The following is a 22847-nucleotide window of genomic DNA, read 5'->3' as shown; positions in this document are numbered from 1 at the left end:
GCAAAAAACATTTTTGAATAGATGTAATCCTGTCTCAAATACTTGCGGATGACGTTGCCGCGTATCGTTCTTTTATTTGAAGCAAATTGCGCTTCTAATGTTACTGCGTAACATCAGTTATTTATACACGGCGTTAGATAGCAGTACGCTGACGCCCCATCAGTTTAGCCAACCACTGATGCAAAGTTACCGTCATCACCCCGCCCATCACTAAGGCCGTCCCCAAAATAAAGTTCAGTTCAATCGTTTCGTTTAAGATCAATACGCCAAAGACCAGACCAAAGATTGGGGTAAGGAATGAAAAAACACCCAGACCATTGGCCAGATATTTACTTAACAGCCAAAACCACAACATGAGGCTGAAAAATGAAATAATGAGCACATGAAAAATCATGCTGCTGATGGACAGTACCGTCCAATGTACAGTCATTTGTCCTGTCAGCCACGCCACAGGTAATAAAAACACGCAACCACCAACCAACTGATAAAACAAGGTCTGAGTCGGAGGTGCATCAGAGAGTTTGGTGAGTCTTAATGAAATGGTGGTCAAGGCCCACATCACCCCTGCAAGTAATGCCATCGCATCACCCAACAGGGCTTGAGTGTTGACTGTAGTGCTACTTTCACGTCCCATAAACGACAGGACAATACCTGAAAAGGCAATAAAAATACCGACCCATTGGATCGCTGTGAGTTTTTCTTCAGGCAACTTCCAATGTAAACCTAGTGCCACGAATATCGGTGCGGTATAGAGCAAGACAACGGTATGTGATGCAGAGGTATAGCGCAGGGATTCTGCCACTAATATAAATTCGGCTGAAAATAAAAACGCCAACCAAATACCCGGCAGCAAGTATTCGCGTGTATATAAATGTGTCCCTGGTTTGAGACGAATCAGTGGAAAAACCAACAGCGCAGCCAAACCCGATCGAATGGCAATTTGCATGATCGGCGCAATATCAACCGCGGCCAATTTCAAAATGACCTGTTGAATCCCTAAAATCATGCACAAAATAATCATCAGACCAGAAGCTTTCGCATCTAGCGCCTTACGCTGTTCCACACTATTTACTCAACAATACGACAAGCAACACTATAGAACTGTCAGAAATAAAATATATACTTCAAAATAGACAAGTGATCTTCTTATTCAGGCAAAATTTCTCATGCGTCATAAAGCTCGTGTAGATCATACGCAGTTCCAACAACTTCCCACCAACGATGAAATTCAAGCAGCGCTATGGATCAGTTTTCGTGACGATCCTGCACTGTCTGTTTATCCCGTCCATGGGCATGCTTGGGGCGAGTTTGTCTATGCCTTTAATGGCGTGATGGAAGTGAACATCAATCAGATAGACTATATTACTCCACCGCCTTATGGCATTTGGCTTCCTCCACATTTAGAACACAGTGGTTTAAATCGTACTGCGGTTTCACATGGAACCTTATATGTACATGAATCGCTATGTACTCACTTACCGAAACAACCGGGGATTTTACTCAGCTCGCCCTTAGTCACCGCGATCTTCAGCCATTTGCGTCTGTTGCACCAACAAGCCGACCTCTTGGAAAATACCGCCGAATATCAACGCTTACTCCATGTGATCTTAGATCAACTACATCAAGCTAAACTGGTCAGTAGCTATTTACCGCATTCGGAACATCCTGCCCTCAAACAATTGCTTGATTATTTACACCAACATTCTGCGGATCAAAGCTCGCTTGAGCAATTGGCACAGCGGATAAACATGACGGAACGTACTCTGGCGCGCTATTGTCAAAAAGAACTTGGGATGTCCCTGCATGAATGGCGACAACGCCTCAAAGTCATGAAAGCCATGTCGATGCTCAACGCAGGCCAAACTGTCGAAAATATTGCTTTAGAACTCGGTTATGCCAATGCCTCGGCGTTTATAAATATGTTTAAAAAATGGATGCTTTGCACCCCAGATCAGTTTAGGAAATCCGTTTTAAAGCCCTAAATGTGTTTAAATTTAGCTATAAGTATCTCTATAAAGTGATTCAACAATCCGTTAAGATCAAAAAATCCACGAAGAATGATAAAGACTCCATTTCGAATGAATAAAAAAACCATTTTAGCGCTGTGTTTATCTGCCGTATTTTTAACGGCTTGTAGTTCCAAAGAACAGCGTGAATTTAATTCTGCACTCAAAACCGCTCAAACGGGCGATGCGACTGCACAAATGAAAGTGGGTGATTTATACCTCAGTGGAACGGGCACAGAACAAAATATCGAACAAAGTGTACATTGGTACAAAGCTGCTGCGGATCAAGGCACTACGGACGCATTCGCATGGTTGATGACTCAAGCCTACCAAGGAAACCCGCATGCAGATCAAGTGATTCGAAAGATGCAGCAAGATGGCAATATTTTCCTTGCACACTGGGTGCTAGACCTTGCAAAAAAGACTCATGATCCTGCTGCTGAATATACCATTGGTTGGATGTACGACACGGGAAAAGGCTTAATTCAAGATAAGCACCAAGCGCAAATTTGGTATGAAAAAGCTGCCAAACAAAAGAATGTCGAAGCGATCAAAGTCTTGGGAAATCAACATTATTTTTCTGAACATCCTTCGTCTACACCCGACAAAGCAGCTGAATATTTAAGCTATGCCGCAGAACAAGGGCAAGATGCTGACGCGGCGATGAAAATGGCACATTATTATCATTATGATATTCGAGATGGTGAAAAAGCGCGACAATGGTATGCCAAAGCAGGTGCATTGGGAGACACCGACTCACAGCATATGGCCGAGACCTATGAAGCATGGAAAGATACTGGTCCTTTACAACCGAATGAGCCACCGCCATCAAGCAGTACCGAATAGATCAATCAAAAAAGGCTGCATTAAGCAGCCTTTTTTGTATTTTTTTCACAGATTATTTGACAAAAGTTGTCCAAACAAAATCCTGATTTTTGCCTTTCAGGGTCATTTTCAACTGCTCACCTGACTGTAGTGCCGCGACACCCGCAGGCGTACCCGTCATGACCACATCACCAGCTTCAAGACTAAATACTTGGCTAATATCGGCCAGTAATGTACCCACATCAAAAATCAGCAATGCAGTATCACCGTTCTGACGCAGCTCATCATTGACATGCAAGGTGTAATGCACATCTTTCCAATCTTGAACCACCTCTTGAACATCGACCCAATCTGCAAGGATGCAAGAACCATCATAAGCTTTGGCACGTTCCCACGGCTGACCTTTTTTCTTTAAGTCATCTTGTAGATCACGCAAGGTCAGGTCTAGCCCCAAAGTCACAGCTCCGACTGCTTCTAAGGCTTTGCGTGGATCAGTTTCAGCCGATAAAGGACGATCAATACGTAAACTTAATTCGCATTCATAGTGGCAACTGCCCCATGCAGGATTCCATGAGATGCCTTGCTCTAATGCGGTTAATGCACTTGGCGGCTTCATAAAAAGCACAGGACGGTCAGGAATTGCATTGCCTAATTCTTTGGCATGATCTGCATAACTACGACCGACGCAAACAATTTTAGATGGACGTGACTGCATACTACTCCCTCTTTTGTTATGAATAGATTGTCTTAGTGCTGAAAAGTATTGCTAAAAATCGCTTGGTCCGCAGTATCTTTAAATGCACTTTTCGGCACAATAATCACGGTTTTATTTTTCAGCTCAAGCATATAAGTCAATTTGCCTTCAGCAAAATTTGTCACTTCAGCATAATGAAAGACATTCTTACGACCATTGGCATGAATTTCTGCATAGTCTTGAAATAAATCAATACCTTGTTCACTTTTGCCTAATTGGTATTTTACAAACTGGCGTTTAAACATCATCGGTAAAAACCAATAACGCATGATGCCTTGAAGGAGTAAAAAGAAAGCACCCAGACCAACATAGTATGCACCGACGCCATCTACACCCAAGTAAAAACCCCAGATGATAATCCCAAGGCTAATGGCTGGCGTTAAAAAACGCGTAAATTGCTTTTTACCAAAAGTAGCTAGTGCAAAACCATCCTGTGATTCTTCTAGATTTAAAAAATAGCGCAGCGATAATGCAGGTAGATTTTCAGACATAAGCGTATGAATATTTAAAAATGAATTGCGCTAAATACTACACCACAATTCAAACTTGCTTCATGCTTTTTAATGGTCGGTTGTAACACTTGACTACTTCCCTTACACCTAGAAATACGTTAAAAACAGCAACAAATAAAAGATTGCATACGCAGGATGTGACATGCAGATAACAAAAATAATCATGATGCTGGTGTTTCTGACTGGACTGAGCATATCGACCAGTTGGGCCAAATTCGTTCAATGGCAACCCCAGATCCCTAGTAGTTTGGACTTGTTTAATGGCAATGCCAAAGCCTTGGCAAATCTTGCCGGTGATCACATCGTGATTTTCGCACATCCTTCACAGCAAATTAGTCTACCCTCGATGAAAGCAGGCCAAAAAGTCGTTGGTAAATTTCAGAGTGCCGCCGTGGTTGTCCCAACCAACAGCAAAAATGTGGCGAGATTACTCAGTAATTATCCAAACTATGCAGGCTTATTTCCCACGCTAAAATCTGCTGAGGTTTTGCAACAACAAGGTTCAACCAGCCAAGTTGAATATCGCATCCATATCCCGACACCAATTCCGGTTTTAAACTTTAAAGAAACCGTGGTGATACAGCACCAAATTGATCACAACAGTATTAATAGTTTGGTTCTACAAGCACCGGTGCCCTTTGGTGCAGGGAAAATTGAATGGTTTGAGATAGATGCACAACACACCTTGATTAGTGTGACCCAATGGGGCGATTTAAATCAGCCCAAAGGTTTTTTGTTTAGCAAAATATTAAATGCCTTACCCGATGCCAAATTAGGGATTCCTGCGGGAACCAATGGTTTTTTACTCGAATCATTACAGCGCCGATTTAAAGCCTTTAGCAGCGAAACTCTCGCTGCAAATCAATTACCTGAACTCAAATTAAATGCCTCTCAACTCGACAAAGTCACCCAATTAAGTCAAAGCTCAAAAGAACCTGTGTCCTTTATTGTGACAGCGCAGCGCGTTCCCTTTGGGCAAAATTATGAATTGATGCGCTTTAGCACCAGTTTTCAATATTATGCACAAGAGCCTTCGAGCTTACAGCGCTGGATTAATGTGTCTTCGTTCAAGCACTTATTTCCAAGACAAGTTAAACATATGCAAGTGCAGAAAATTAATCCGCACCTGATGGATGCCGACTATAAAATTTCGGTGGGTTTAGGTGTGATCAATATTCCCTTTGATTTTAAGATGCGTTTTAACTATCCCGACTTACTGCAAAATCAATATACCGCAACAGGTGGGGACTTAAAGTTTGTCCGAGGTGCAATGCATATTCGCCCCTTACAACAAGGGTCGTTATTACAATTGACCAGTGCGGTGAAGATTGATGACAAAGCACCGTTTTTACTTCGTGCTATGCGCAGTATGCCGTATCACGACATGTTACCGGCTTTAGGCGGAAATACGGTCTTTGCACTCAAAGTTAAACAAAAGCTAAGTTAGAACCTTGATTGATGAACTGAATTTATTGTTTTTAGCTATATTTCAGACACAAAAAAAACCGCAACATGTGCGGTTTTTCAATCTTGATCAAGTTGGTGCGCTCAGAGAGATTCGAACTCCCGACCCCTTAGTTCGTAGCCAAGTGCTCTATCCAGCTGAGCTATGAGCGCGACGTCTTGATGAGGCTCATTATACGTGATTTTTATTTTTTGTTAAGAGCTTTTTCATATAAATTTAACCAAACGCACATCAAATAAACAATTACCCTTTAAACACGCTAAAAATCATCCAAATTTACTTTTTAAAGGGCTTTTGCATCACAAGTTTGGAATCTAAAGTTAGCTGTACTCACTTATAAATGCTCAAGATAGATAACAAGTATATCGCCATCATTGAATCACGGCTTTAAATGAGTCAACTTTTCCTTGCCTTAGATTTAAAAAATTGCATCACCATGAACATCTGAAAAAAAAGGTTATCTATGGAAGAAAGCAAAATCAAATTTACTGATGGGTCGTCTTATGAAAAAGAACGCTTTATACAATCCAAGCAAAAGACAAAAGACAAAAGACAAAAGACAAAAGACAAAAGACAGCTATATCAAAGCGATAAATCACAAGCACAAAAAAACCGCAACATGTGCGGTAATTTGTTCAAGTTGGTGCGCTCAGAGAGATTCGAACTCCCGACCCCTTAGTTCGTAGCCAAGTGCTCTATCCAGCTGAGCTATGAGCGCGTAACTTGTGTCGTCTTAAAAGACTACGTTTTCAGATTTACTTATTGGTGCGCTCAGAGAGATTCGAACTCCCGACCCCTTAGTTCGTAGCCAAGTGCTCTATCCAGCTGAGCTATGAGCGCGACATAAGTAAATCGTGGCGGTGAGAGAGGGATTCGAACCCTCGATACAGTTGCCCGTATGCATCCTTAGCAGGGATGTGGTTTCAGCCACTCACCCATCTCACCGTAACGTGCCGCCATAATACAAAGATCATGATACGACTGCAAGCACAGTCGTTATATTTTTTTCATTTTTTTACTCAATTAGATATTTTTTAAACGATTTTCAAAAAATTAGTGCAAAATTAGTTCAGCACACACTGCTGTCCCCTACTCTTCAGCTTTAAACATTATAAAATATCGGCATAAAACACTTTATTGCAATCAATTGCGTGCAGTATCTGCTTGCATGACTTATGCTAATCCTAATCTTCTGATTTGAAGCCAAATACATATGAAAAACTGGGTCGACCCTGAAGCAAAAGCTGAAGCCGAACGTTATGACAATCCAATTCCAAGCCGTACTCTGATTCAAGAGACGATTGAACAACTGAAAACTGCAATGTCGCATGCCGATCTTGTAGAACATTTTGAAATTGCCGATCAAAAAAGTATTGATGCACTGAGTCATCGTCTGATTGCGATGGTTCGAGATGGTCAGTTGATGAAAGATGGATTTAAGTTCCAGCTTGCAGCTGAGCAACCGACTCATGAAGCAACGGTTTATATCAACTCAAAAGGTTTAGGCACAGCCAATATTAGCGGTGAAGATGACCTTTTACTTCCTGAACGTGAGTTACGTCAGGTGTTTAATGGTGACCGTGTTAAAGTCCGCCAAACATCGGTAGACCGTAAAGGCAAGGCATGGGGCTTTATTACTGAAGTTCTACAGCATCGTGTCAAAGAAATTATTGGTAAAGTGTCTGAATATGAAGGTGAATATTTTATTCAGCCGGCAAATCCTAATGCACACCAACCGATTACTTTAGAAAAAGAATTAATCGAGCATGCCAAAGTCAAACTCGGCGACTCTGTGCGTATTGCGATTGACAGCTACCCAACCAAAGAAGAATTTGCGACAGGTCATATTGTTCAGTCGATGGCAGATAAAGCAGACACTGAAATTATTATTCCACAAACCATTTTAGAATTTGGTTTACCTTACGAATTCCCTGAAGCGGTACAACAAGAAGCCAACAGCTTTAAAGAGCCATCAGAACAAGATCGTGAAGATCGTGTCGACTTACGTGATTTAGCGCTTGTCACCATTGATGGTGAAGATGCCCGCGACTTCGATGATGCCGTGTATGCGGAAAAACGTCCGGGTGGTGGTTATCGTGTTGTGGTGGCAATTGCCGATGTCAGCCATTATGTACGTCCGGGTAAACCGCTCGATGACGAAGCTCAAGAGCGCGGTACATCGGTGTACTTCCCTCATTTTGTATTGCCGATGTTGCCTGAGGCGCTGTCGAATGGTTTATGTTCTTTGAACCCACACGTAGACCGTTTATGTATGGTCTGTGATTTAAACTTATCTCGCGCGGGTCGTGTTACTAAGTTTGAATTCTATCCGGGTGTGATGCATTCCAAAGCTCGTTTGACCTATACTCAAGTGGCCGAATATTTTGAGGGTAATAGTCAAGCCATTCCTGAAGACCGTGATGTACGTAAATCGGTCAATACCTTATTCCAATTGTATCAAGTGTTGAAAGGCTTACGTGCTGAACGCCACGCGATGGAATTTGAAACCGTTGAAACTTATATGACCTTTGATGAGCTAGGCGGTATTAACGAAATCCTACCGCGTAGCCGTAATGATGCACACAAACTGATTGAAGAATGTATGTTGCTGGCAAACGTCGCAGCGGCAGAATATGCATTAAAAAATGAAATTCCTATGCTGTACCGTGTGCATGAACCACCTGAATTCTCACGTATTCAAAAGGTTCGTGATTTTGTGAAGTTATTGGGCCTGCCATTCCCTGAACAGCCGACTCAAGCTGACTATCAAGCCGTGATTGATGCCACCAAAGACCGTATTGATGCTCCAAGCATTCATGCCGTTTTACTCCGTTCAATGATGCAAGCTTATTATGGCGCGAACAATGCAGGTCACTTTGGCTTGGCTTATGAAGCGTATACGCATTTCACATCTCCAATCCGTCGTTATCCAGACTTGTTACTTCACCGTGCCATCAAAGCACAATTAAAGAAAAAACCTTACCCAATTTCTGGCGCTTCGCTGGATGATGCTGGTGAACACTTCTCTGCGACTGAGCGCCGTGCAGATGAAGCATCACGTTCTGTTACTACATGGTTGAAGTGCCATTACATGCAGCAACATTTGGGTGAAGAGTTTGTCGGTACCATCAGTGCAACTGCTGAATTTGGCCTGTTTGTAACGCTCAAAGACTTATATGTTGATGGCATGATCCACGTCAGCCAATTGGGTGATGACTTCTTCGTCTATGACCAACCGAGTCAGAGCTTAATTGGTCAATCTCGCGGTCAAGTTTTCAGTCTCGGCGATGAAGTGAAAATTAAAGTTGCTGGTGTAAATCTAGAAGAGCGCAAAATCGACTTTGAATTGATTCAACAATTGAGCCATGCAGGCCGTGCTATTCGCGCGCGTGCCCCTCGTGTTGCAAAACCCACAGCCAAAGAAGAAGTCTTTTCAGAGCGTAAAACCAACGTTGCTGAAGATGGAGAACAGCCCATACGACGCAAAAAATCGAAATCTAAGCCCAGTTCATTCGGTAAAAAGCCTGCTAAAAAATCTGCAAGCAAATCTGAAGCGAAGGCTAAAGATAAAGTGAAGAAAAAATCTAAACCGAAAAAGAAAAAATCCAATGCTAAATCAGCTGCGGATTAAGGTTGAAAGAAAAGAGCGCTTCGGCGCTCTTTTTGATTCTTAAGATCAGTGAAGACTTCGCGCCCTCTGCAGAAGATGAATAATTCCTGATTTAGTCTTGATTTAACCCGCAACAAACCCTACATCTATAAATAACTCAGGATTTATATGAAGTAGAAAATATGACTTTAGAAAAGGCAACTTTGCCCGTTCCTCAATTTGATCAAATTACCTTAGATCAACTCAAAGAAAAAATTCAAAATGCGATTCAACACGGTCAACAATTTCTAAATGAACTGACGGTTGTTCCAGATTCGGTACAAAAACAACTGAATACTTTAGAACAGGTCGATGATCTTGAAAACAATATGAGTGAAGCATGGGGTGTGCTCTCGCACCTAAATGCCGTGATGAATAATGCTGAAACTCGTGAACTTTACCAATCTTTATTACCCGGCCTGAGTGAGTACTATACGCAGCTAGGTCAACACACAGCGTTGTATCAAACCTATCAGCATGTGCATGACAACAGTGTATTTGACACCCTTCCTGCGGCACAGCAAAGCGCAATTAAACTTGCGTTACGAGATTTTAAACTTTCAGGCGTAGCCTTAGAAGGTGAACCGAAAAAACGCTATGCAGAAATATCTGCACGACTTTCACAGTTATCATCAGACTTTTCCAATCACGTATTGGATGCCACCCAAGCCTACTTCAAACCTTTAACTGAAGCGCAGCTCAAAGGACTACCTCAAGGCAGTATTGAACTTCTGAAACAATATGGTCAGCAACGCGAACTCGAACAGGCTGTAGCCACACTCGACTTCCCGTCTTATATTGCCATTATGACCTATGCAGAAGACCGCGAAGTGCGTGAAGCGCTCTATAAAGCCTATACCACACGTGCTTCTGATCAGGCAGACTCTGCTGAATTTGACAATACAGCAGTCATGGAAGAAATCTTGAAGCTACGTCAGGAAATGGCAAGCCTGCTTGGTTTTAACAACTACGCCGAATTGTCCTTGGCAAGCAAAATGGCACCCGATGTAGCAACTGTAGATCAGTTCCTGATTGAACTGGCAGAACATGCGCGTGCACCAGCAGAGAAAGAAATCGCTGAACTGAAAGCCATTGCAGCGCAAGACGGTATCACTGAGTTACAACCGTGGGATGCCACTTTCTATTCAGAAAAACTCAAAGTTCAACAGTTTAATTTGTCACAAGAAGACCTGAAGCCCTATTTCCCTGCACCTAAAATTATTCAAGGCTTGTTCAGCATTGTAAATCGTCTCTATGGCATCAATGTAATCGAGCGTGAAGCGCCTGTTTGGCATCCTGATGCACGTTATTTTGAACTTGAAGATCAAGGCAGCGTGATTGGCGGTTTTTACTTTGACCTGTATGCACGAAGCGGTAAACGTGGCGGCGCATGGATGAGCGGCTTCCGTTCACGCATGCAAACTGAAAATGGTCTGCAAAAACCAATTTGCTACATGGTCTGCAACTTTACCCCACCTGTCGGTGAGCAAGCTGCTTTACTCACTCATGATGAAGTAACGACGTTGTTCCACGAATTTGGTCATGGCTTACATCACATGCTCACTGAAGTCGATAATATTGCTGTGGCTGGTACCCATGGCGTGGCGTGGGATGCAGTAGAGCTACCAAGTCAATTCATGGAATTTTGGACTTGGGATCAAGAAAGTTTAGATTTACTCAGTGAACATATCGAATCAAAACAAACTTTACCAGCCGATCTGCTAAAAGCACTGCAAGATGCACGTTTCTTCCAGTCTGGGATGCAAACTTTACGTCAAATTGAATTTGCCATGTTTGACTTAAATATCCATAAAGCCAACCCTGCTTTGGACGCTGCAGGCATCCAACAAACCTTAGATGATATTCGTCAAAAATATGCAGTTGCACCCACTACTTCGTACAACCGTTTCCAACATGGTTTCAGTCATATCTTTGCAGGTGGTTACGCTGCTGGTTATTATTCATACAAATGGGCAGAGGTTTTGGCAAGTGATGCCTTCGACCGATTCGAAAATGAAGGAATTTTTAATACTTCGACTGGCAAGTCGTTTAGACAATTTATTCTAGCAGTTGGCGGAAAAGATACGGCACTTGACGCATTTATCAATTTCCGCGGACGCGAGCCAAAAATAGATGCTTTGCTGCGTCATCAAGGTTGGACGAACGCATCTAAAAACGCTTAAACTAGGGACCTTAGTTAGATTCAAGGTAAGTATGATGACCATTAAACGACGCTTCATTGCAGGTGCAAAATGTCCAAAATGCCAAGCGATGGACCGGGTTGTCATGCTGACCTCTGGCGAAGACGAATGGATCGAATGCATTGATTGTGGTTACAGTGAAAATCGACCGACTCATGTCGATCAACCTGAACAACCTGCCGTGCCAGACGATATCGGTGTGATCCAATTTAAGCCACGTCAGCCTAAATAAAAATTAAGGTCAAGCAATGACAGAAGATCAAAGACATAATCCAAAATTGTTAGTTGGAATCATTGGGGGCTTAACGTTATTGATTGCTATCTTTTTTGCATATCAATGGTTAAGCAGCAGTACAGCAGATAAATCTGCACTTCAAGAAGAACTGGTCGCTGCACCGGCTAAACCGCCTGTTGCAACCCCTGTCCAATCTGAGACTGAAGCATCAGTCCCTACCGCAGAGACTGAAACCATTAAATTGGTCGAAGAAGACATTTTAGATGCAGCTGTGCCTGAAAATGCCTCTTTAGCCAAAGAGGAAATTGCCAAATTAGATGACATTCAACAACAATTGAATGATCAGGAGCAAAGCTTAAAACAGCAACATTCAGATGCAGATGAGCTGATTAAACTGAAAGAAGAACAAATTAAATTACTCGAAGCACAGTTAGCACAACAAGCAAAATAACCGACTTCTGCTACACCATGCGTACTTATAGGCTAGAATATCATCAGATTTTCTAGCCTTTTTGTTATGTCCACTACTACACCACAAAATATCCCCAAAGCAATTGGCTTTCTCATGCTATCAGCGCTGCTTTTTTCCATTATGGGGGTTTGTATACGCTACGCATCCCACACAGTAGATAATGCCACCATCGTATTTTTTCGAAATGCGGTTGGCTTATTGATCTTTCTCCCTTTGATCCTGCAAAAAGGGAGCACATTTTTTAGAACTGAAAAACTGTGGATGCATACATGGCGTTCAATCGTAGGCTTGGTGGCAATGTATGGCTTTTTTTATGCCATTGCACACTTAAAACTCTCCAATGCCATGGTCTTCACCTATTCCTCACCGATCTTTATCCCCTTAATTGCATGGTTATTTTTAAAAGAAAAAATGACCCTGAGTATGCTCATTGCCGCAGTCATTGGTTTAATCGGCGTGCTCTTCGTCGCAAAGCCCGATGCAGGAATGTTCAATCAGTTATCACTCATCGGACTGAGCGCAAGCTTCTTGGCAGCCATGGCATTTGTCACTGTCCGTGCGCTTACAGCAACAGAACCGCCTGAACGCATTGTGTTTTATTTCTGCTTTTTTGGCACACTGATTTCCATGATCCCAATGTTTTGGCTCTGGCGTCCCTATAGTTTAAAAGAGTTAGCTTTTCTGATTACAGCGGGACTTTTGGCCAATATCAGTCAAATTTTTATGTCCAATGCCTATAAGCTCGCACCCGCAGGTCAAATTGGCCCCGTGAACTATATCACGATTATTTTTGCGGGTATTTGGGGCTTTGCACTGTGGCAAGAATTGCCAGATATTTACAGCCTATTCGGTTTTGCTTTTATATTTTTAGCGATTTTGCTATGTAGTCCAATCCTACAAAATAAGTTTAAAAAGTCATAAAGATTCAAACCATTTACCATCAAATGCACAGCCCCTTATTCAATAAAAAAGCACCCGAAGGTGCTTTTTTAATGCTTCAAAATTAATTTATTGATACCAACCAAACAGCTTAAAGAAATACGGCAGATACGCAATAATCAACATTGCAGGGAACAGCACAATCAGCGGCAAAATCCAACGTTCATAACGGTAATAAAACGACAAGTGACGAACTTCAGCATCCGCTTCATTGACTTCAGCATCCCCTATCGACTGTCGGGCCAAGAGGTGGTTCAATGCAACTGGAGGCGTAACATAACCTAGCTCAAAACCAATGAGTGTAATCATCCAAAAATGCACAGGATGAATACCGTATTGATAGGCTACAGGAGCAATAGTTGCAGAAATTAAAATGACTGCGCCAAACGGATCCATAATCATACCCACAAAGACCATCAATCCGACAATCAATGTGATAACCAAAAAAGTACTGCTGATATCAGTTGGGAATAAACTCATGACTTCAGTACGCTCTAGCAATCCACCAACGCTTACCGAAAGCGCCATCAAAATAACCAAAGCACCGATATGTCCAACGGTTTCACTGGTCGAAATATGCATCGACTTCCAAAAACCAACTTGACGTAGAATCTGCATAGAGCTGGATTGAGCCACTGTATGATTCGCAGCCTGCCCATCATCTGTGCTATTACCATGTAATCCTTCACGGTATTCTGCATGTGCAACCTGTGCGCCGGCTAAAGCAGGTTCAGCATTCGCACTATAATTTGCTGTTAGTGTTTCATCCCAATGCCCAACTGCTGACAATGGTGCTGGCTGATGACGTAATTTATCCACTAAAACGATCATCAGCAGAATAACAGGCATCATGACTGGTGCAGTAAATTCATTTAAATCTGTATTCAATAAATATTTATAGAACATCCAGATCAGCACGAAAATCACAATATAAGGAATAACGGCTAAGAAGGCACGTCCTGACTGCGGCGCTGCCACATTGGCTTGAGCAATACGGAACTTATGTTCTGCAAAAAATAACGACACAATTAAAAACATCGTAGATGTCAGCAAGAACGTATAAATACCATATTGATAAAGCAGATCCGTGGTCACTTCTTTATTTAGCGATGCAACAACCACAATCAATAAGCATGGACGTAAAACCACCCCAAGCGAACCGGACATTGCTGTTGCAGCCAAGGCAAATTGACGGCGTCCGCCAGCGTTCCACACTTCCTTATAAATAATCGCGCCTGCCGCAATGACAAAGATCCCCGATGCTCCAGTATAGGCTGTAGGCAATGCTGCTGCGATTAAAATCAGCCATGTTAAAGTCTCAGGAGCTAAGTTCCATGGGCGTAAAATATTCAAGAATAAATCTACGACACGGGTTTGCTTCAACAACATACCCGCCCAAATGAATAACGCTAGATTCAGGAAAATACTTGAAAACTCGACCAATTGCCCTAAATAGATGCCTTGCCCCATCGGGTAGTCCATAAAGAAGATAAAGGCGATACCTGTAATCAACGCCATATACGCATATAAAGGCACGCTTAGGAACGCGAAACTAAGACTACCGCCCTCTTTGGCATCTTTTGGCGGACTAAACAATTGCAAAACACTGATCAATGTCAGGATTGAGAACAGCGTCATCCACATCCAATAAATCAGTTCAGTTTCGGTGGTCATTGGAACTCCCGAATTTTTCACTGAATTGAATTGGCTGATACTTGAGTAGGTTAACAGTCCATTACCGAAGCTCATCATCAGGCTATAAACACGATAATCCTTCTTGGTTGCAGGACCGCGTAGACCAATATGATGAATTTTCAATGTCGCACTAATCGCAGCTATAACCACCATAAAAATCAACAAAATGGCGCGATTTTCAGTACCAAATTTAAAGATACCGAAGAAGCTTGTTTCAAAATTACGATAGGCGCGAATACTCGGATGCTGCTCCATATGTTGCATGGCTTTATCATAAAATTGATACTTTTCTTCACACTGCTGCACACCCGCTAAAATAGACGAACGAACGTCATTTTCAGATGCCGTACCAAAAAAATCAGCAAACTCATCTGCTGCATTGGCTTGCATTTGAGTTTTCACCAACGCATCGACATTTGGGTTACGGTCACATTCAGGCTTGGCAGGCTCAGCCCTTAAAAAAGAGTACTGCATACCTGTTGCAGGGTCACCATACAGTCGCTCTCCCATACGGAGCAACTGCCCATGGATCATCTCCCCTGTACCGATAATTAATGTAAGCAGAAGCAAGATCAACACGACTAGAGTCGAAATCCATTCTGTCCAGACATACCTTAACAGACCAACGATGCTGGATCTGTTTTGTGCATCATTTTGCATGAGTCTTCCTATTTTTATTTTGGAGCCTAGCTAGACTAAGCATCCTCTTCCTTATCGGTTCGAGAAGTTCCTTTCCCTGACCTAACTGTTTTATTATTACGTTTAAATTTGCATCAATACTCAAAACATTAAAATGACAATATGTATTTTCTTTTCGGTTTTTTTTGTCAACCCAATCACCTAAAGTGCGCTAACGATCCCAGAAATAATTGCCGACAAGATAGAACAAGGCGATGATAATGCCCCAAATCACCCCCAATAAATGTGCTTCGACTAAAACGGGGCTTCCAATTAATTCAGCCGTTCCCATATTACCCACGGTATTTTCCCACACCAATTTTGCCAAAATCAGCAACAATACAAAGGCTGCAAAATTTCGCTCCCGTCGATACATCAAATGCACACAAGCGACCGCGACATAGGCACCATGTAAGACACCAGATAATCCTGCATAGGCTTCAATATCGGGTAAGAAAAAATAGAAACTTAGACTGATTAAAGGAGATAAAATCAATAAAATGGCAACAAAATGCCATGTCGAAACTCGTGGGAAAATAAACGGTAAGCAAATAAAGGCCAACATATTTAAAACAAAATGAATCCAACCGACGTGAACCCAATGTGCGGTCCATAAGCGCCAAAAGTCATGAAATAAGTCATCTTGCCAGTAGATAAAATAATCTTTAAATACCTGTAGCGAGGCACAGATCGAAACGAATACGGCAAGAAAGACAATTTTCGGTATTAAAAATTGTAGTTTCATTTTCGCTCCTCCTGTACCTCACTTTTAAACGCTATTGCAAAGATTAATTTGCAGCTGTGCCACTGGTTTCAATATCACCACTAAACAAATCATCGAGTTCAGAACTATTGGCACTTTCATCCCAGAAATGTTCCATACCATCATCAGCCGTACGAACGCCTGTATGTTCAGTCCAATAACGATCTGAAATCCCTTTCACCATGGTTTCAGCCATGCTATCGATGAGCTTAAATTGTGGATTAACAGGTTTCTCATCGCTACGCGCTTGTGCAAAGGTACGTAAGGCATCACGGATTTTCGCATCATCGCCACTGGCTTGTGCAGCAACCGCATATAAAGCATGTGACAGTCTCACACCCTTTTGCTCACCAATTTGCGTAGATTGTTTCAATGTTTGGTATGGATCAGGTTTTCCATCTCCAGCGCCTGGCAATAAGGTCCAGATCACAGCGCGGGTTGCATTTGGTGCACCCCAAAATTTTTCATTATTCAGACACACCATACCGCGTTCAACAATCGCAGCAATGTCTTTAGGAACGTTTACCGCCCCACCCGAGTTAATATCATTGGTCATGGCCTGTAAGCCACTCAACATCCCCAACATATACACTGTTTGGTCAATGTCGCTGTTCATTTTTGGACAGCCTTCACCTAGACTTTTCTTATACTTCTTTTCAAAACGATCTTGAAATAATTGATAGCCGGTATATTGACGCTGTGCAGCAAGTGCCGCCCAACGCTTTTGCTCAACACGAGCATCCTGTGCTTCGGATACTTGGTTAGCTTTAGATGCACGTAAATAGCGTAACTCTGCATCCAAGGCTTTTTGTTCTGCACAAATCCCTGCTGCTGAATACATCAACACAGCCACACGTGTTGGGTCTGCGCCCATATCTTTGGTGGCCATAATGGCTGGGGTTAATGAATTACCTGAATTACACACCATTTCAGCATCTTCCATGGCTAAAATTGGTGGCACAATATGTTTTTCGGTAAATCCGAGTGCAACATTAGCACCGGTTTTTACAACCTGTGAACAACCCGCGAATAATGTACTTGTTATTGCTACAACTGCCACACCCTGGCATATTTTTTGGACGCTCGACATTTTCCTGTCCTCTATAATTGTGTTTATGTCCATCACGACAAACATATCAGAAGCAAAAAATGAATAAAAGAGTATTTGCTCTAATTTGAACGACACACTGTGCCATGAATCACGCTGAATGCAATTGACTGATTTTTTAGAAAGACTAAATTTTAGGCAAAAAAAAAGTAGCATAGCGACGGTTCGGCACATGCTACTTATTAACTGTGAAAGCGTTTGACTGCTTATTTTTGAGTTAACTGTTCCTTCAGCACTGTTCCTAGTCGTCCTATAACAATTGCTAACACAATCGCTATTACCAGAAACATCCAAGTTGGCATCATCATGATGATTTCCTTTAACGGCTGTTGGTAAGGCTAATATATAGGCAGAGAATCACCGCACAGCTTAAAATTGTCAGACAATTTAAATATTTTGCCAATAAAATTCAATCCTGTCAGACAAGATTATTTTACCTGCAATATAAGATAATGAAATATTTTCATTTTATAGAATTTTAAAAATACAGGCTGTCTAACAATTAGATCATTTTGGCCAATACTTTGAGTGATTTCCACTGTTTCAATGACAATTGATCGCGCCAAATAATCACCGGTTTTGCACGCGCATGCATAAAATACACCACGATATACATTTGATGATCCAAAATATGGCTAATTTGAACGCGTTGCACCGGGCGGTTCAGTCGTTGCAAAGACCAATCAGTTCCATCCAAATAATCTAGACTGGTGACGTGTAAATGCTTACGGAAAAACAGAACATAAACCACTAGCCCGATGAGGAAAAATATCCCCCAAAGCATGGGTGTTAGTAACTGATAAAGCAGCGTCATCAATACCGCAAAAATAAAAAACTGAAACGCATGCGATAAAAAACTGCGTTTCAGTTTGAATTGCCGATTATCCATGAACGTAATGTTTTAATTTTTGAATAAACGTTTTTAATTCAGGACGTGGCGGTTCACTAACTTCCATAAACCAATCCAACAAATCTGGATCTTCTGCAGCAACGAGTTCTGCAAACATGTCTTTTTCAGCTGCATCGGCTTGTAAATAGTAATTTTTGACGTAGGGATCAAAATAAACATCAATCTCTTTTAAACCACGACGTGCGCGGTAGATCACTTTACGCTCTTCTAAGCTGATTTCATCAGTCATTGTCTTCCCCAATCGTTGAACCCGTCTAGTGTAACTCATCCACCCCATTGAAGTGGAGTGTTTTCAAAGATTGATCGAATGCTTCATCGCAATTCTTGCTTTTGAATGTTCTGCACATTGCAGTCACACGCTGCATCTTATAAGTTGAAGACAAAGCCATAAAAATGAATAGGATATTCAAAATGCAATCTGGAGCGATTCGCCCACTCAACAACATGCTGCCACGTCAATTATTTAATGCAGAACATGATGCATTTCGTGAAACAGTACGAAAATTTTATGAAAAAGAAGTCATACCTAATATCGAAAAATACGAAAATCAGCAACACGTTGACCGTGACTTATGGAATAAAGCCGGTGCCATGGGCTTACTTTGCCCGACCATGCCCGAAGCTTACGGTGGCTATGGTGTAGACCGACTCTATAGCATGATTCTGATTGAAGAGCAGGCCTATGCTATGGACTCCTCTACTGGCTTTTCACTGCATTCCGACATTGTGGCCAATTATATTCATAACTTTGGCAATGAAGAACAAAAGCTGCATTGGCTGCCGAAAATGGCTTCTGGCGAAACCGTGACTGCCATTGCAATGACCGAACCGGGCACAGGTTCAGACCTACAAGCGGTACGCACAACCGCTACAGAAGATGGCGATGACTATATTATTAATGGGTCAAAAATCTTTATCACCAATGGCTATTTATGTGACATGGCAATTGTGGTCTGCAAGACAGGTAATAGTGAAAAAGGTTCAGCTAATTTATCGCTAATTATCGTCGAGGCAGATCGCGTCGGTTTTAGCAAAGGCAAACCTTTAAATAAAATTGGCATGAAAGGTCAGGATACCTGTGAACTGTTCTTTGACAATGTCCGCGTCCCTAAAAGCAACTTACTTGGCATGCAAGGTATGGGCTTTATGATGCTGATGAAGGAATTGGCTTGGGAACGTATGTTGGTCGCGATTATTTGCCAAGCCGGTGCAGAAGCAGCCTTTGCGCACACTGTTCAATACACCAAAGAGCGTAAGGCATTTGGCAAGACCGTATCTAGTTTCCAAAACACCCGTTTTAAATTGGCAGAGCTACGCACTGAAATCGATTTTTGTCGAACTTATCTAGACCGATGTATGGAGCTGCAACTTGAGGAACAGCTCGGTATTGACGCAGCCGCAGCTGCTAAATACAAAATTTCAGAAATGTTCTCCAAAGTCGTGGATGAATGTCTGCAGTTGCATGGCGGCTATGGCTATATGCTTGAATATCCAATTGCACGGGCTTATATCGACAACCGTGCCAACCGTATCTATGCCGGTACCAATGAAATTATGAAAGAGCTGATTTCCCGCTCTTTATAACAACAAAGCCCATCATCGGATGGGCTTTTATATTCTTTCGATATCAACTTAAATCATTCACAAAATCACAGATGAGTGCAGCGACCAATGCGGGTTGCTCTTTGTGCGGCATGTGATGAAGCCCTTCCAAAATCTCTAGCTCAGCATCACCTTGTATACCCGAAAAAAGTTTCTGAGCTTGTGCTGTCGTCCCGTATTCATCCAGTTCTCCATGGATGATCAAGCTTGGACACTGTACTTTTCCAACATATTGCTCGAGGTTCCATTGACGAAAACTCGGTGAGAGCCAAGTTTCAGTCCAAGCATCCAAAACCCATTGGGCTTTATCCCCATGGTATTTAGCCAAGCGTTCAAGCTGTCCCGGCTGCGCAAAACCTGTTTTGGCTTCACGTATACCCGATAATGTCAGTTCTTCCACTTCATACTGCGCAGCTATGGAGATCAGAGCTCGACATTGTTCAGGGTATGTAGTGGCAATGACGACTGCCATTCCCCCGCCGACACTATGCCCCATAACAATAAACTGTTGAATGGAATAATGTTGAAGAAGCGCCCTAAAGCTCCGCTGTGCTTCGGCATAGACAAAATCAGTACTTAATGGATCAGGGTTCGCTGATGATTTCCCGAAGCCCAACCGATCATAGGCAATCACCGTTCTGCAAGACTCAGCAGCCAATTGCGCAGGAAAATCACGCCACAAATCAACACTGCCTAGTGAATCATGCATCAATATAATCGGAGCCAAAGTTGCATCTTTATCTGTAGTTTCAGGCTGCCAAGCTTTGGTATATAGCTCATAAGCATTTAATTTTATAAATTCTGAATGTTCTTGAATATTCACATTAACCCTGTGTGCTTTTCCTTATTTCAACATGATATATTTTTCAACAAATAAAGCGCATCAAATAAAACCCTAAAGTCACTCATCTAAAGCAAAAAAAAGGAGCATGATGCTCCTTTTTCTATAACTGACTTAAGAAACTAATCTGGGTTTAGCCGCCACTTGATCTGACTTTTTTTCAAATTTCAGCACTCCATCTTCAAATGAAGCATGCTTTAATTCTTTACGATCTGCCAAATAGTTGTTACTGACTTTCCACGGTGCATGTTTACCCTGTTTTGGCATCACATCTGCTGCACGTGCAATATAGCCTGAAGTCAAACTTCCCATTACGGTATCTTCTAACAACTCGGTCGCATCGCCTTGTGGAATCACTTGGTTATAACCATTTTGATCCATATAGTTAATCAATTTACAGATGTATTCAGAAGCAATATCGACTTTTAATGTCCATGAAGCATTAATATAGCCAATAATCATCGCCATATTTGGTACATCACTGACCATCACGCCACGGTACAACATATGCTTAGAGGTATTTAATGGCTGTCCATCGATTGTGGCACTGATCCCGCCTAGAATTTGAATGTTGAGTCCTGTAGCAGAAATTACTACATCTGCATCAAGATGTTTACCTGATTTTAATTGAATGCCATTTTCAGTAAAACTTTCAATTTGATCGGTTTCAACAGATGCACGGCCTTCGCGTAAAATTTTAAACAAATCACCATCTGGCACCACACAAAGGCGCTGATCCCAAGGATTGTAATCTGGGGTAAAGTGCTTCATATCCACTTTACCTTTCAACTGCAACTCAATTGATTTTAATAAAAATTTACGGAGTAATTTAGGTTGCTTTTGTGCAATAGCATAAACAGCCCGTTGGACACCGATATTTCGTGCACGGGTAAGTTTATAAGCAACATCTTCAGGTAATACTTTACGCATTTTGTCGTAAATGATGTCAATAGAAGGTACTGAGGCAATATAGGTCGGAGAGCGCTGTAGCATAGTTACATGCCCTGCACCGCCTTTTGCCATTGCTGGCACAAGGGTAATTGCTGTTGCGCCACTACCAATAATCACAACTTTTTTGCCTGCATAATTAAAATTTTCAGGCCAATGTTGTGGATGAATGAAGGTACCTTTAAAGTTTTCCTGCCCTTTAAACTCAGGTTGGAAACCTTGGTCATAATTATAATAACCCGTACAGCCAAAGACGAAATTTGCAACCCAGGTTTGTTGTTTCTTCTTCGCATCTTCAATAACAACAGACCATTTACGAGTTTGTGAATCGTAGTTCGCACTCACAACACGGTGCTGAAAATGAATTTTTTCTTTGATCTTATATTCATCAATCACTTCAGAAAGATAGCCTTTAATCGAAGACCCATCAGCAAGCACACTAGATTTTTTCCACGGCTTAAAATTGAAGCCAAAAGTTGACATATCCGAATCAGAACGAATACCCGGATATTTAAAAAGATCCCATGTTCCACCGAAACTTTCACGTCGTTCAATAATTTCAAATGAACGATTTGGACAATTTTTTGAAAGATGAGCAGCCAAACCTACACCAGAGATCCCTGCACCTACAATGAGAATATCAACTTGTTTTTCCATGTTGTTCTTTTAACCTATCTTAGATTTATATTTATTAAATCACATTTTTGACAATGCACAATGTCAAGTTTAAGCAAAAGGCGATTTATTTTTATCTTTTAAGGACAAATTGAATTATTGTCTAACAATATACAGCCAATACAAAACTGCAGGCATTAAAAAAGGTCGGTTAAAAACCGACCTTTTTTAGAACAACGTACGCTGCTCTTCACGAAATTAGTTAACTTCGCGATCTACTAGCTCAACGTAAGCCATCGGTGCAGCATCACCTGCACGGAAGCCCGCTTTAAGAACACGTAGATAACCGCCGTTACGTTCTTTGTAACGAGGGCCAAGAACGGTAAATAATTTACCAACAGTTGCAGCTGAACGAGTACGAGCAAACGCTAAACGACGGTTTGCTACAGAATCGACTTTAGCTAAAGTGATTAAAGGCTCAGCAACACGACGTAATTCTTTTGCTTTAGGAACAGTAGTTTTAATTAACTCGTGTTCGAACAAAGAATTAGCCATGTTTTGGAACATCGCTTTACGATGACTGCTTGTACGGCCTAATTTCACACCACTATTACGATGACGCATGGTGA

The 22847-nt window shown here is 41.8% G+C and carries 20 protein-coding genes and 4 tRNA genes; 9 read left to right on the top strand and 15 right to left on the bottom strand.

The window, feature by feature from the left end; genetic code table 11:
- Positions 1 to 133 precede the first annotated feature (133 nt).
- Positions 134 to 1063, bottom strand: a complete 930-nt coding sequence (locus FTU12_RS08965) for a DMT family transporter (protein ID WP_313044141.1) — start codon at positions 1061 to 1063, stop codon at positions 134 to 136.
- 103 nt (positions 1064 to 1166) lie between these two features.
- On the opposite strand from FTU12_RS08965, the gene FTU12_RS08960 reads away from it, so the two are divergent.
- Entirely contained in the window at positions 1167 to 1982 is an 816-nt protein-coding gene (locus tag FTU12_RS08960) for a helix-turn-helix domain-containing protein (protein ID WP_180114197.1), read from the top strand.
- A gap of 96 nt (positions 1983 to 2078) precedes the next feature.
- On the top strand, positions 2079 to 2852 hold the full coding sequence (locus FTU12_RS08955) for a tetratricopeptide repeat protein (RefSeq protein WP_180114196.1): 774 nt from the start codon (positions 2079 to 2081) through the stop codon (positions 2850 to 2852).
- Positions 2853 to 2904: 52 nt separating this feature from the next.
- Here FTU12_RS08955 and FTU12_RS08950 read toward each other — a convergent pair whose 3' ends face one another.
- Both FTU12_RS08950 and FTU12_RS08945 read right to left on the bottom strand, forming a co-directional pair.
- Positions 2905 to 3570 carry a fumarylacetoacetate hydrolase family protein gene (locus FTU12_RS08950; RefSeq protein WP_313044169.1) on the bottom strand — a complete coding sequence of 222 codons (666 nt, stop codon included), beginning with the start codon at positions 3568 to 3570 and terminating at the stop codon, positions 2905 to 2907.
- Between the two features lie 8 nt (positions 3571 to 3578).
- Positions 3579 to 4076: a YcxB family protein gene (locus FTU12_RS08945; protein ID WP_180003471.1), complete on the bottom strand. Its 498-nt coding sequence runs from the start codon at positions 4074 to 4076 to the stop codon at positions 3579 to 3581.
- A 184-nt stretch (positions 4077 to 4260) separates the two neighbouring features.
- On the opposite strand from FTU12_RS08945, the gene FTU12_RS08940 reads away from it, so the two are divergent.
- The gene (locus FTU12_RS08940; protein ID WP_373684145.1) at positions 4261 to 5544 is read left to right on the top strand and encodes an SRPBCC family protein; all 1284 of its coding nucleotides are present in this window, start codon (positions 4261 to 4263) and stop codon (positions 5542 to 5544) included.
- 93 nt (positions 5545 to 5637) lie between these two features.
- Here the strand turns inward: FTU12_RS08940 and FTU12_RS08935 are convergent.
- The 4 genes from FTU12_RS08935 to FTU12_RS08920 form a co-directional block, all read right to left on the bottom strand.
- Positions 5638 to 5714: transfer RNA gene (locus tag FTU12_RS08935), tRNA-Arg, on the bottom strand.
- Between the two features lie 489 nt (positions 5715 to 6203).
- Positions 6204 to 6280 (bottom strand) — tRNA-Arg (locus tag FTU12_RS08930).
- A gap of 45 nt (positions 6281 to 6325) precedes the next feature.
- A tRNA-Arg gene (locus FTU12_RS08925) sits at positions 6326 to 6402 on the bottom strand.
- Between the two features lie 15 nt (positions 6403 to 6417).
- A tRNA-Ser gene (locus FTU12_RS08920) sits at positions 6418 to 6507 on the bottom strand.
- Between the two features lie 268 nt (positions 6508 to 6775).
- Between FTU12_RS08920 and rnr the strand changes: the two genes are divergently transcribed.
- From rnr to FTU12_RS08895, 5 genes are all read left to right on the top strand, one after another.
- Complete coding sequence (gene rnr, locus FTU12_RS08915) at positions 6776 to 9193, top strand: ribonuclease R (RefSeq protein ID WP_180114194.1); 2418 nt, start codon at positions 6776 to 6778, stop codon at positions 9191 to 9193.
- 161 nt (positions 9194 to 9354) lie between these two features.
- Positions 9355 to 11394 carry a M3 family metallopeptidase gene (locus FTU12_RS08910; RefSeq protein WP_180114193.1) on the top strand — a complete coding sequence of 680 codons (2040 nt, stop codon included), beginning with the start codon at positions 9355 to 9357 and terminating at the stop codon, positions 11392 to 11394.
- A gap of 40 nt (positions 11395 to 11434) precedes the next feature.
- A complete protein-coding gene (locus FTU12_RS08905; RefSeq protein WP_171256675.1) occupies positions 11435 to 11644 on the top strand; it encodes a YheV family putative zinc ribbon protein in 210 nt (69 codons plus the stop codon).
- A 16-nt stretch (positions 11645 to 11660) separates the two neighbouring features.
- Positions 11661 to 12098: a hypothetical protein gene (locus tag FTU12_RS08900; RefSeq protein WP_180010531.1), complete on the top strand. Its 438-nt coding sequence runs from the start codon at positions 11661 to 11663 to the stop codon at positions 12096 to 12098.
- A gap of 66 nt (positions 12099 to 12164) precedes the next feature.
- On the top strand, positions 12165 to 13040 hold the full coding sequence (locus FTU12_RS08895; protein WP_180114192.1) for a DMT family transporter: 876 nt from the start codon (positions 12165 to 12167) through the stop codon (positions 13038 to 13040).
- A gap of 87 nt (positions 13041 to 13127) precedes the next feature.
- Here FTU12_RS08895 and FTU12_RS08890 read toward each other — a convergent pair whose 3' ends face one another.
- The 5 genes from FTU12_RS08890 to FTU12_RS08870 all read right to left on the bottom strand — a co-directional run bounded on the left by FTU12_RS08890 (position 13128) and on the right by FTU12_RS08870 (position 18441).
- Positions 13128 to 15413 (bottom strand): TRAP transporter large permease subunit, encoded by a 2286-nt coding sequence (locus FTU12_RS08890; protein WP_180114191.1) that lies wholly within the window; start codon positions 15411 to 15413, stop codon positions 13128 to 13130.
- 190 nt (positions 15414 to 15603) lie between these two features.
- The gene (gene rrtA, locus FTU12_RS08885; protein ID WP_180114190.1) at positions 15604 to 16176 is read right to left on the bottom strand and encodes a rhombosortase; all 573 of its coding nucleotides are present in this window, start codon (positions 16174 to 16176) and stop codon (positions 15604 to 15606) included.
- Positions 16177 to 16219: 43 nt separating this feature from the next.
- On the bottom strand, positions 16220 to 17284 hold the full coding sequence (locus FTU12_RS08880; RefSeq protein ID WP_180021620.1) for a hypothetical protein: 1065 nt from the start codon (positions 17282 to 17284) through the stop codon (positions 16220 to 16222).
- 520 nt (positions 17285 to 17804) lie between these two features.
- Entirely contained in the window at positions 17805 to 18191 is a 387-nt protein-coding gene (locus tag FTU12_RS08875) for a hypothetical protein (RefSeq protein WP_078189263.1), read from the bottom strand.
- Positions 18184 to 18441 carry a succinate dehydrogenase assembly factor 2 gene (locus tag FTU12_RS08870; RefSeq protein ID WP_078189264.1) on the bottom strand — a complete coding sequence of 86 codons (258 nt, stop codon included), beginning with the start codon at positions 18439 to 18441 and terminating at the stop codon, positions 18184 to 18186. The genes FTU12_RS08875 and FTU12_RS08870 overlap by 8 nt, the downstream gene beginning before the upstream one ends.
- A 182-nt stretch (positions 18442 to 18623) precedes the next feature.
- Between FTU12_RS08870 and FTU12_RS08865 the strand changes: the two genes are divergently transcribed.
- Positions 18624 to 19796 (top strand): acyl-CoA dehydrogenase family protein, encoded by a 1173-nt coding sequence (locus tag FTU12_RS08865; protein WP_180089578.1) that lies wholly within the window; start codon positions 18624 to 18626, stop codon positions 19794 to 19796.
- A gap of 43 nt (positions 19797 to 19839) precedes the next feature.
- Here the strand turns inward: FTU12_RS08865 and FTU12_RS08860 are convergent, their stop codons facing one another.
- The 3 genes from FTU12_RS08860 to rplQ form a co-directional block, all read right to left on the bottom strand.
- Positions 19840 to 20637, bottom strand: coding sequence for an alpha/beta fold hydrolase (locus FTU12_RS08860; protein ID WP_373683914.1), 798 nt, complete (start codon positions 20635 to 20637; stop codon positions 19840 to 19842).
- Between the two features lie 132 nt (positions 20638 to 20769).
- Positions 20770 to 22260 (bottom strand): NAD(P)/FAD-dependent oxidoreductase, encoded by a 1491-nt coding sequence (locus tag FTU12_RS08855; protein WP_180114189.1) that lies wholly within the window; start codon positions 22258 to 22260, stop codon positions 20770 to 20772.
- Positions 22261 to 22476: 216 nt separating this feature from the next.
- Positions 22477 to 22842 carry a 50S ribosomal protein L17 gene (gene rplQ, locus FTU12_RS08850; RefSeq protein ID WP_005012953.1) on the bottom strand — a complete coding sequence of 122 codons (366 nt, stop codon included), beginning with the start codon at positions 22840 to 22842 and terminating at the stop codon, positions 22477 to 22479.
- Positions 22843 to 22847 lie beyond the last annotated feature (5 nt).

The sequence above is a fragment of the Acinetobacter sp. YH12063 genome, from assembly GCF_013419715.1.
Classification (GTDB): Bacteria; Pseudomonadota; Gammaproteobacteria; order Pseudomonadales; family Moraxellaceae; genus Acinetobacter; species Acinetobacter amyesii.
This window is presented reverse-complemented; position numbering and strand designations above follow the sequence as displayed.